Source organism: Candidatus Accumulibacter vicinus, from assembly GCF_000584955.1.
Lineage (GTDB): Bacteria > Pseudomonadota > Gammaproteobacteria > Burkholderiales > Rhodocyclaceae > Accumulibacter > Accumulibacter vicinus.
In genome coordinates this window covers 90,105-90,499 of sequence record NZ_JDSS02000032.1, presented here as the reverse complement: position 1 = coordinate 90,499, position 395 = coordinate 90,105, and the positions used below count along the sequence as shown (strand labels likewise).

Sequence of the window (395 nt, the reverse complement as noted above, 5' to 3'; positions counted from 1 at the left end):
GATGCCTCGATTATGCGTTTGGCACGCGAAAAGTGTCGAACTCGGGTTGCCCCGGCTGTGGCACACCGTCTTGTGTCCGTCACCCCACTCGGGCAGGTGAGCGTAAATGTCATACTCGTCCGTATAGACGGTCGTACCAGGGGCGATGGTGGCCAGGATCAACGGCTTGAGGGTCGTCTGCTGAACGTTTTCGAGCATCCGCACCCCCTCTTCGCCGCGTTGGAACATCCCGAAGACCGATGGCTTCTCTTTTCAGACCCAACTCCTGCCCGATCTGCTCGTTGGAGACGTTCAGGCCCATCCGGTACAGGCACAAGATCCACACCCGAGTGGCGGGTGGTGACCCGCGAAGATGTCCCGGTCAAGTCGTCAAAGTAGCGCTGGCAAGCCGTGCA

1 protein-coding gene is annotated in these 395 nt (G+C 59.7%); it reads right to left on the bottom strand.

From position 1 onward, the window contains the following. A partial coding sequence (locus tag CAPSK01_RS24360; protein ID WP_337958600.1) for a transposase occupies positions 1 to 198 on the bottom strand: 198 nt, incomplete at its 3' end. Between the last annotated feature and the right edge of the window lie 197 nt (positions 199 to 395).